This is a genomic window from Methylocystis sp. H62, assembly GCF_015709515.1.
Classification (GTDB): Bacteria; Pseudomonadota; Alphaproteobacteria; order Rhizobiales; family Beijerinckiaceae; genus Methylocystis.
This window is the reverse complement of the sequence record NZ_JADNQZ010000021.1, coordinates 1-10,201: the sequence shown is the minus strand read 5'-3', so window position 1 is coordinate 10,201 and position 10,201 is coordinate 1. Positions and strand designations below refer to the sequence as shown.

Annotated in this window: 9 protein-coding genes; 3 read left to right on the top strand and 6 right to left on the bottom strand. The window is 60.6% G+C overall.

Annotation, left to right across the window (positions count from 1 at the left end):
- The 4 genes from IYY11_RS00580 to IYY11_RS00565 form a co-directional block, all read right to left on the bottom strand.
- Positions 1-1,827: TonB-dependent receptor domain-containing protein (locus IYY11_RS00580; protein ID WP_196402341.1), on the bottom strand; the 1,827-nt coding region annotated here is incomplete at its 3' end.
- Positions 1,824-2,144, bottom strand: coding sequence for a hypothetical protein (locus tag IYY11_RS00575; protein ID WP_196402340.1), 321 nt, complete (start codon positions 2,142-2,144; stop codon positions 1,824-1,826). The genes IYY11_RS00575 and IYY11_RS00580, both read right to left, overlap by 4 nt.
- 51 nt (positions 2,145-2,195) lie before the next feature.
- The gene (locus IYY11_RS00570; protein ID WP_196402339.1) at positions 2,196-3,404 is read right to left on the bottom strand and encodes a PepSY domain-containing protein; all 1,209 of its coding nucleotides are present in this window, start codon (positions 3,402-3,404) and stop codon (positions 2,196-2,198) included.
- 2 nt (positions 3,405-3,406) lie between these two features.
- A complete protein-coding gene (locus IYY11_RS00565) occupies positions 3,407-5,539 on the bottom strand; it encodes a TonB-dependent siderophore receptor (protein ID WP_312029672.1) in 2,133 nt (710 codons plus the stop codon).
- Positions 5,540-6,509: 970 nt separating this feature from the next.
- Between IYY11_RS00565 and IYY11_RS00560 the strand changes: the two genes are divergently transcribed.
- Together IYY11_RS00560 and IYY11_RS00555 are read left to right on the top strand one after the other, a co-directional pair.
- The gene (locus tag IYY11_RS00560) at positions 6,510-7,199 is read left to right on the top strand and encodes a response regulator transcription factor (protein ID WP_196402337.1); all 690 of its coding nucleotides are present in this window, start codon (positions 6,510-6,512) and stop codon (positions 7,197-7,199) included.
- Complete coding sequence (locus IYY11_RS00555; RefSeq protein WP_196402336.1) at positions 7,196-8,626, top strand: HAMP domain-containing sensor histidine kinase; 1,431 nt, start codon at positions 7,196-7,198, stop codon at positions 8,624-8,626. Before IYY11_RS00560 ends, IYY11_RS00555 begins: the two co-directional genes overlap by 4 nt.
- 258 nt (positions 8,627-8,884) lie before the next feature.
- Here the strand turns inward: IYY11_RS00555 and IYY11_RS00550 are convergent, their stop codons facing one another.
- Both IYY11_RS00550 and traD read right to left on the bottom strand, forming a co-directional pair.
- Complete coding sequence (locus IYY11_RS00550; protein ID WP_196402335.1) at positions 8,885-9,154, bottom strand: conjugal transfer protein TraD; 270 nt, start codon at positions 9,152-9,154, stop codon at positions 8,885-8,887.
- 22 nt (positions 9,155-9,176) lie between these two features.
- Positions 9,177-9,482 carry a conjugal transfer protein TraD gene (traD, locus tag IYY11_RS00545; protein ID WP_196402334.1) on the bottom strand — a complete coding sequence of 102 codons (306 nt, stop codon included), beginning with the start codon at positions 9,480-9,482 and terminating at the stop codon, positions 9,177-9,179.
- Between the two features lie 171 nt (positions 9,483-9,653).
- Between traD and mobQ the strand changes: the two genes are divergently transcribed.
- A partial coding sequence (gene mobQ, locus IYY11_RS00540; protein ID WP_196402333.1) for a MobQ family relaxase occupies positions 9,654-10,201 on the top strand: 548 nt, incomplete at its 3' end.

Sequence of the window (10,201 nt, the reverse complement as noted above, 5' to 3'; positions counted from 1 at the left end):
GAGATCGCTGCCCTGCTGCGAGGGGATATTGTCGTCCTTCGACACGAGCGCATGCAGGAACGTGGCGGCGGCGTTGATTTTGAGATTCGGCAGGATCTCGCCGCCGAGGTTGACCTCAACGCCATGGCTATGCTGCTGGCCGGTGACGACGGAATAGAAGCCGCTCGGATTCGCCGGATTGGGGATCGCGACATTGTCGCGGGTGATGTCAAAGAGCCCGACCTCGAAGCTCATCTTGCGATCGAGAAACTCGCGCCGCAAGCCCAGCTCATACTGGGTGTCCTGCTGCGGCGGCGGCGCTTCGCCGCTTTGGACCCGCACGCCGGTGTTGGGGATGAGCGATTTGCCGTAAGCGGCGAAGAATTGCGTCTCTTCATTCGGCCGAAAGAGGATGCCGGCGCGCGGCGAAATATAGCCCTTTACGCCTTTGCTCAGGCTCGATGTCGGCTCTCCCGTCAGCGCGCCGAGCGGGTCGAAGACGCGTTCACGCTGGGCGAGGAGATCGTAGCGCCCGCCGATCAGGATGCGCCAGTTCTCGCTCAGATCGATGAGGTCCTGGCCATAAACCGAGCGGCTGATGGCGCGCGCCACGCCATTCGACCAATAGGCCCCGGCATAGCTGACGCCGGGCGAATAGACGGGCGCGAAGATATTGAGCGGCGCCGCCGCGTAGCGCGCGACGTCATTGTTGTAGCCGAAGTAGAAGTCCCAATGTTCGAGGCCGAGAAAGACGGTGTGGGCGAGGGCGCCGGTGTCGAAACGGCCATTGAGGCGCAATTGCGCATCGAAGCTGCGGTTGGCGGTGCGGGCGCGCACCGGATTGCCGAAGACGACAGATTGGAATCCGTCATAGCCCCAGCCGGTGAACCAGCCCCAGCGGTTGGCGTAGAGGAAATAGTCGACGACCGCGGCGACCTTCCAGTCGGCGTTGAAGGCGTGCTCATAGCGCAAGGTGAGATCGTCGAAGAACGGGGTTTCATGTTCATTCGCCGGAAGTCCGGCGTAGAACTCGCGTGGGACATGCAGAAACACCGGATCGGCGGGCAGGCCGTCGCGCCAGACGAGCCTTGCGCCATTGTGCTCGGCGCGCAGGCTGACGCGGTCGCCATTATCCGCCGTGAAGGCGAGCATCGGCGCGATATCGAAACTGCGGGTGCGCGTGAAATTGACGAAGCTGCCCAGCGTCTGCGCCGAGCCCGTCATGCGAAACAGCAGGCTCTTCTCGTCATTGAGCGGGGCGTTGATATCGGCGGTGAAGCGGGTGACGTCGAAGCTCGCCTTGGTGGCCACAGTGCGCGCGAAACTCTCCTGCGTCGGCGCCTTGCGGATATAATCGGCGGCGCCGCCGTAGCCCCCTAACGCCTTGCCGAACAGCATGGCGCTTGGCCCCTTGTAGAATTCGACATGATCGACGGTGGAGAGATCGACGTCCTGGGCGGTGAAGCCATGCGAAGCGCCGTCGAACAGCGTCAGTCCGCTCGGAAAGCCGCGCATGACGAAACTCGGCGAATAGGCCGAGTTGGTCGCCGGCGCGTTGACATAGACGCCGCTCTGATCGCGCCCCAGCGTCTGCGCATTGGGCGCGTCGGCGCGCCGCTCGATTTGGCTGCGCTCCTGCCGCTCGACTTGGCTGCGCTCCTTGTTCTGTTCCTTGCCCTGCTCCTTGCCCTGTCGCTTGCTCTCGTCCGTGACGCCGCTCTCTTCCGCGTCCCGCCGCTTGCCGTCGCTCTGCACGCTGTCCTTGCGCGCGTCCTCCCGCGGCTTCTCGGCGCGCGCCTGCGCGGCGCCGACGCATAGGCAAAGCAAAGCGACGAGCGTCGCCTTCATGGGGCGCCAGGCGGCGGTTGTCGCTGCCGCCCGACGCGCAAACGGGCGGCGGGATGTCTGCGCGCGAGCGCGACTTGCGCCAGCGGCGCGATGAAGCTCGACGCCTCGCTTTCCTCGGCGAGGGCGAAGCGGCACATGACGCCGCACGCCTCGCCGGCGTCAAAAATATCGAGGACGACGAGCCGCGGCGCGCCGCGCGTGACGACGCCGCGTTCGCGCAGAAAGCCGATGAGCGCTGGCCGCGGATGGGCCGACAGCGGCAGCGCGCGGCGCAGATTCTGGACAAGACTTCCCCTCTTTGCGCAATCGAAATCCATTTGTCGCTCCATCGTAATAGACAACATATTCGCAGCAAAATCGTGAAGCCTTCACTCCGCCGGCGCCGGCCGCGCAACCCTGCGCCGCACATGCGCAAGCCGCGCCGAACGCTTCTTCCACCAGATGTAAACGCCGGTGACGGAAAGCATCGTGATGACGAGGCCAAAGCCGCTCACAAAAATCTTGTAAGGGAGGCCGAAAACGTCGGCCATATGCAATCGGGAAAGCCAAGTGGTTACGGTATTTCCCACTCGATCGCCGGTCGGCACGCTGAGACTGACAAAAGCTCCGCTAGAAGCGTCAAAAGCGAGCGAGGTGGCGCCATATTTGTCGGCTATGTCGCGGTCGCTGTGGACGTCGTAATTGAAGAGTCCACGTTCTCGCATGAGAGACAGTCCAAGCGGTCGGGTAACCGTGAAGCCGCGAATGTGCGCTTGTTGCGCCATAAGCTTTTCGGCGACAGCATTCGCTTCGCGCCAACCCATCGGCGTGCGACCGGATATAGTCTGCGGGGATGCCGGCTGCGCCCATTGCGGCGGCTGGAAGTCGGTGATGGCACTCATCACCGTCGTGTAAACGCTCGTGAGATTCCAGTAGACGCTCGACCAGGCATAGACGAACAGCATCGCCCACAGCCATAAGCCTGCTGCACGATGCAGATCGAAATTGACGCGATAGTAGGAACTCCCGAGCTTCACGCGCCACGATGGCTTCCAGCGCACGAAGAAGCCTTTGCGCGAGCGTTCGCGCACCGCCGGCACTGTCAGATAAAAAGCGACGAAGCAGTCAATCGTCCAAACGAGCGCAACAAAGCCTAAAATCCAGACGCCCAACTCTCCGAGCGCCAGCGAGTAATGCAGCGTGTATATGAAAGGCATCACCATAGCACGCGACGTGGGTAGCGCGCCCCAGTTGACCCGGCCCAATTCTTGACCGGTGACGACGTCAAGATAAATTCTGCTGAAATCGAGGTCCGGCGCTCCGGGAGCGTGCTCCATTTCAATCATCGCAGTGCCTGTGTAACCGATGAACACAGTGCTCGTGCGCGCGTTTGGCGCGAGCTCCTCAGCGCGCTGCGCCAGAACGCCCAATGACATCTCCTGCCCCGGATGCGGACCAGGAAAAAGTTCCGGCGTAAGCCATGCATTCAGTTCCGGGTAGAAGGCTAGAAGACTGCCGGTGACACCGACGATGATCAGGAAACCCGCCATCGCCAGCCCAGCCCACCGATGCAGCCAAACCCAGAACCGGCGCGCCATCGCTAAAACTCGACTCGCAGCGTGCCTATCGCGACGAACGGCGGCGCTGGGAGCACGTTCATGCGAGGCGCCCAATTGTTGAAGAAAATGTCGTTACCGGTGTAGTAGCGCGTATTGGTGATGTTATCGAGGTTGAGTTGCGCAGTGAGCTTGTGACCCTCGAGCAGGGTGGTGTAGCTCGCGAAAGCGTCAAGCCGCACCCAGCTTGGCAATAGAAAAGTGTTCTGGATGTCGCCCCAGGCGCGCGTCGCGCCGGACAGGCCGCCGCCTAACCGAAATCCAAGGCCGTTTTCGCCGAAATCATAGGTGGCGAAGATCTTGCCGGAATGTCGGGGAACATTGTCCAGGTGATTGTATAGCAAACCGCTACCAAAGGGATCGAGGGGATCTTTCGGATTATCGGCGATGACCTTCGCGTCGGTGTATGCATAATTCGCGATCACGCTGAGCCGATCCGTCACCCTGCCGAGAACGTCCAGTTCAGCGCCGCGGCTTCTCTGCAAGCCAGCGACTCGCCGGTCGGCGGGGTCGGGCGTGGCGAAATCGAGCGTCGTCACGTTGGACTTGGTAATTTGATAAAAGGCGATCGCCACGGAGAGATCGGCCAGCAACTGCGCCTTTACGCCCACCTCCCATTGCATGCCTCTTTGCGCGGGGAACGGATCGCCGCTGGCCGAACGCCCGTTGTTCGCTCCAAACGAGCGGGAGTAGCTAGCGTGTACGCTGACCTCCGGGGTCAGATCGTAAGTCACGCCTACCCTCGGGCTCCATCCCTTGTCGATAAAGGTTGGCGCTCTCAGCCTCGCCCCGATGGCGGCCAGCTTCGTCGAATCATAAAGCGGCATCCCGTTTGCGTCATAGCTTTCGAAACTGTCGCCATTGGTTACGTCCGCGATGTCGTAACGCACGCCCGCGAGGATATGCGCACGATCGTCGAGGAAGGTCATGAAATCCTGAACATACATACCCTTCTGACGTGCGAGGAACGACGAATGCCCATTGAATCCGCTGCCGAGGAAGCCTTCCTGAAACCCTGCCGGCGGCACAGTTCCATAAATCGGATAATAGATGTTGATCGGATAGTTTCCCGCCCCAATAGAGTAGTAATAGTCATAATATCTGTGTAGATAGTCGAGGCCGAACAGAAATTGATGCTTGGCCCCGAATGTGGTGAACTTCCCTTCGAGATTGATATTCGTAGAGTAAGTGTCGCCCAGCAAATTCTGCGACGTGGTGCTGCGATTAAGCGTCATAAGATCAGGTTCGAGAGAAATGGGAACGATCTGCCGGGCGTTGAACCAGGTGCTGCCGTAAAGGAAGCGATTGACGATCTTCCAGTCTTCGTCGATGTTTTGCCGAAGATAATAGCCGCCGATAAACTGCGCGGTGCGGTCTCGGGGATCGTTTGGCTCATTGAAGGTACGTCGGATCGGGATTGGCGCAGGAGCCGCGCCGACGACTGGAACGCCTGAAAATTCATGCACCGTATTGCCGAGATATTGCAGATCGGCGGTAAATTCCGTCCACGAGGAAGGCTGATAAGTCACCACCGGCGCAACCAGGATGCGGCTGCCATTCGCGTAAGGCAGAAACGAGTCGCTGTCCTGATATGCGCCGCTCAGCCGCCAAGCGACGCCCTGCGCCTGCTTCACCGGCGCGGAGAAATCCCATTGCGTCCGATAGTGATTGAACGAGCCTATCTGCTGATCGACGACATAGCGCTCCTCGAAGAGCGGCTGCTTCGTGACGAGGTTGATGACGCCGCCGGGTTCGGCGCGACCGAAAAGGACCGAAGCGGGCCCTTTCAGAACTTCCACTCGTTCGATATTGGCCATGTCGTTCATGCCGGCAAAGCTGTCGCCAGGCAATGCGAGGCTGTTCCGATAGACGTCGAAACTGGTAAACCCGCGAATTTTATACACATAGCCACCGCGGTTGTTGCTGTTCGACCGCACGCTGGAAACGTTTTCCAAGGCTTCCTGCAAGCGCGTGACCGCTTGGTCGCGAAGGACCTGCTTTGGAACGACAACGATGGACGCCGGCGTCTCCTTGAGGGGAATGTTCATCTTCATGGCGGTCGTGGCGTTGCGCACAACGTAGCCTTCGGCTGGCGTTTTCGGTTCAGCTGAACCCACTGTCGGGCCTCCTGTTGACTCAGGCGCGCCTGAATCTGCCGGCCCTGGACTGGATGGTCCCGCGGCGGGCCGCCTTGGATGCCACCCGCCTACGTCGATGGTGGGAAGTGACTGCTGTGCTAGGGCGGTCGCGGAGTGAAATAGAGTGAGCGCGCCGGCGGAGACGCCGCGCATGACCAATGAGCGAAACATTTGGAATTCTCCGGCGCGGCGTCTTGGGCGCGCGAGCGAGGGGAAGCAGGCAAACCTGGGAATAGCCCCCCAGGGCTACATTGCGTCTTCAAGAAGCGCTCGGCGGCGCCTGCGAAGACCACGAGCTTGCCCAACCGGTCGGCGGCCTTGCCAAAGAGTGCGCGACATACCGCCCAAATGAATGCTGCGGCGCCCGACGCGATAGCGCTTTCCCCTCAGCGATAAGGCCCGAAGCGATCGGCACGTCCAAGGTGCGCTGGCCGCATAGGGCGCAGCACTGCGTCTTGACAATATCTTTCCCTGGAGTGGGCGTCTCATGACCCGTGTCGACGCCGCATCTTGCGCTTAGCAACGCAGTGAGGATCGTATTCTTATGCGACGGACGTCCTGCGCCGGATATGGAGACCACTGTAACCAAGCCTTGGAAAACGAAGAGAATCACGAGGCTGAAGGCAAGCGCGCGCGCAAACAGCGCTCGGCGACCCTCTCCTCTCTCTCTTCGACCTGTCATGGCTCCTAAGCCTCCCCCAATTTTACTCAGCGGCGACTTCCGCAAGAATTCGGCCATGTGCCAAAGGCGTTGGCGATGCCCTTCGAAATTAAGAGGTAGATGCGAAGAGTCTCGCGAAAGTTACGTGGGGGAGCGGGGAGTAAGAATCTCCCGGGTGTGGCGAAGGCGCCACAGTCATCGTCTTCGCGACTGGCGGAACGACGCAATCTTGCAAAGGCTCGACGCATCGGTTCATAACCGTGATCAGGATCAATGGGAGCGGCGCCCATGCGAATTCTACTCTTGGAAGATAACAAAGAGCTGGCCGGTCGCCTCGCTAGGCGGATCAGGAGCGCGGGCTTCATCGTCGATCATATGGACACGATCGAGAGCGCAGCACTTGCCGTCGCCGATTGCCCCTATGCCGTCGCCCTGCTGGATCGGCGTCTTCCTGACGGCGATGGCCTAGAGCTCATCCCGCGCATCCGGGAAAAGCAGCCAGGCATTCGCATTCTGATGCTGACCGCGCTCGACGCCGTCGACGACAGGATTGAAGGTCTCGACGCCGGGGCCGACGATTACCTGACCAAGCCGTTCAACCTCGATGAGATGATGGCGCGCATTCGAGCTAGTCTCAGAAGGCCTGGCGGCGGGCGGGCGCCCCCTGTCACGCTCGGCAGGCTATCTTTTGATTTTAATGCGCGCGTCGTCACGGTTTCAGAGCGTCCGATCGTTTTATTGCGGCGGGAGCTCAAATTGCTTGAAGCGCTCCTGAGACGTGCAGGACGCATCGTGCCGAGAGAAGCGCTCGTCGACGCCGTTTACGGCCTTGACGATGAAGTGCAGCCGCATGCGTTGACAACGCTCGCCTCGCGACTGCGCGCTCGATTGCAAGAACTTGATGCTGGCGTCGAGCTGCATGCGGTTCGGGGAGTCGGCTACATGATCGCCAGGGACAAGCCCAAGGCAGGATCGTGACGTCTGATACTTCTCTTACGCGTCGCGTCGTCGGTTATCTTTTCGCTGCGCAACTCGTCGCATTTTTGATCGGCGCGGTGCTGACGATGGCCCTAGAGCTGGCGAAGGTCGCCTATTTCAGAACCTCGCTCGACGAACTCGCCACCTATCGCGTCAGCGATCTTGTCATCAGGTCACTGGGGACGGGAGAAGACGGAACCATTCGCATCATCCCAGTCGCTGAGCTCGTCTCCGAGGTTGAACGCGCTCCGCAACTGAAATTTGCCGTCTTCGACGAAGCGCGTAAGCCGCTCGTTGGATCATCACCGGAGCTTATTTCGACCCTGATCAAGGCGGGCGTAATCCAAATCACAGCCGCCCATTTGCATTTCAATCTTCCAGAAGACCTTGAGACGACGCCGCTCGGCTATATGGAACGACGACGGACGCCGTTCGGCTGGTTTCACGTCGCCATCTACCGTCAGAAATTCAGGTGGGACGACGTCTTCGGCTATTTGCTCGACGCGCTGCAGTGGATGGCTGTGTATCTTGTGATGATCGCTCTGTTATCGGCTTCCGCAGCATGGTTTGCCGTCCGACAGGGACTATCGCCGCTTCGCGATGCCGCACGTCAAGCGGAAAGCATCGACCTCGATTCGCTGGATCGAACCGTTGACGCGAAGGGCGTTCCCATAGAAATCAGGCCTTTCGTCACTGCCATAAACGCCGGGCTTGCGCGACTGCACGCGAGCGCCGCGCGCATGCGCCGCTATACCGCCAACGCCGCGCACGAATTGCGGACGCCGCTCGCGATCATGCGCGCGCGTCTTGAAGATGCTGAAGAGCCGACTTTCAAGAGCGATCTACTGCGAGACGCTAGCCATCTTCAAGCAATCGTCGAGCAAATGCTCATTGCCGCGCGGTTGAGCGAGCGTCAGACTTCGCTCGAACAGCAGGTGGATCTGGCGTCGACGATTCGAAAGATTGTCATCGATTATTCGCCCTTGGTGATCGAATGCGAACGACATATCGAATTCGATGCGCCAACGAATTTAGTCCCCGTGCGCGGCAACGCGCGGGCGATTGAATGCGTGGCCGCAAACCTGATCGACAATGCATTGCGCATGGAGCCGATCGGCGGAACGGTGATCGTTAAAGTAACAGCGGATGCAGTGGTTGCGGTGACCGATCACGGAGAGGGCGTCGATCCCGCGGATCGCGAATTAATCTTTGAGCCCTTCTGGCGCAAGAACGAAGCCACTCCCGGCACGGGATTAGGTCTCGCGATATCGAAGGAATTAATTGACAAACTTGGCGGTCGGATCTGGGTCGAGGAAACGCCTGGAGGGGGCGCGACTTTCAAATTATGGTTTCCTGCGGCGACGTCGGAGACGCACGCCAATCTGAACAACGCGCATTCCTCTTTGCGCTCGAACGCGCGATCGTAAGCGGCGATTTGCCGCTTTTTCGATTTCCTGGGTAAACGACCATACGCGCGGTCCGAGCGGCTCGCTTGACCGACACCGGATTATGGCGCGTCGATCTGAACGAGAGTTCTCGCATTGATTGTCACGCCTCAGCGAAGTCGTCGCCTCAGCGCCTGCCCCGGCATCGGGAGCATCCATAGCTTTCGCTTCGCGTCGAAAGCTTCGCCGCCACTGAGCTCGGCAGCGGACCCTTTCATCGCGCCGCTCTACCATCATGCGTCAGCAACCCTCGGCGCGCGTGTTGCTGGCGCGCGCCGCCGAGTTGATTCCGGCCTCCGCCTCGAACGCTTGCTTACCTTTTTGCTTCCATATCGCAAGCGCGCGGGCGCCTTCTTGGCCGCGCAATTTATCGGCGACAGCGAGGAATGCGCCGTAGAGCGCGGCGCGATCGTCGTCGGTTAGTTCGACGAGCCCAGCCTTGATGACGAGGCCGCCGAGTTCGATGAGATGACGTGTGCGCGCACGTCGCTTGAGCGCCCAATCACGCATGTCGGTTCGCGCCTTTGAGGCTTCAAGCCGACGCCGCGCCGCCATGGAGCGGTAAAGCGCTTTGCGGCTGGCGTTCAGCTCCTCGCGCAGGCTTGGACGGTTTGCGCTGAAAGAAGGCCGCACCGTGTCTGCGCCAGCCCTCCCTCGTCGCGGCGTCTTTCATAGTCGCCGCGTCGATCAGCGCCCCGGCCAGCAGATCGGCGTCGAGCGCGTCGGCGCCTGTCGCCATCACCAGTTCGCCGAGCTGTCGAACGCGGCGTTCCTTCAGCGCTTTGGCCTTGTCGGCGAGCGCCTTCAGTTCCGAATCAAAATCCCTTGGCTTGCGCATCTTTGTCTCCGCGATGAGAGGATGCGATCAGTTTAGCTCGGGACGCCGCGTAACGCTGTAAGGTCTGGGAGACAGGGTGGGGCAGCCCGGTCCCTCGCGAGATTTTTTCTGGCGAGGGCGCGCTTATACGTCGTGCCGACGTGCGCTTTGCAGCGTAATTAATTCGCCGTCATGGCGATCTATCATTTCAGCGTGAAGGTCATCGGCCGCGCCTGCGGGCGCAGCGCCGTGGCGGCCGCCGCCTATCGCTCGGCCTCGCGCCTGCATGACGAACGCTTGGGGCGCGACCATGATTTCTCCAACAAGGCGGGCGTCGTCCATTCGGAAATCCTGCTGCCCGACAACACGACCGAACGCTTGTCCGAGCGTGACCGGCTCTGGAACGAGGTCGAGGCGGTCGAAAAGCGCAAGGACGCGCAATTGTCGCGCGAGATCGAATTCGCTCTTCCGCGCGAGATGAACGAGACGCAGGGGATCGAGCTTGCGCGTGACTTCGTGAGGGCCGAGTTCGTCTCGCGCGGCATGATCGCCGATCTCAACGTGCATTGGGATAGAGGCGCGGACGGACAGCCCAAGCCCCACGCCCATGTCATGCTCACCATGCGCGAAGTCGACGCGAACGGTTTCGGCCGCAAGGTTAGGGACTGGAACCGCGCGGCGCTTGTCGAGGAATGGCGAGAACGCTGGGCGGACCGTGTCAATGCGCGGCTGGCCGAACT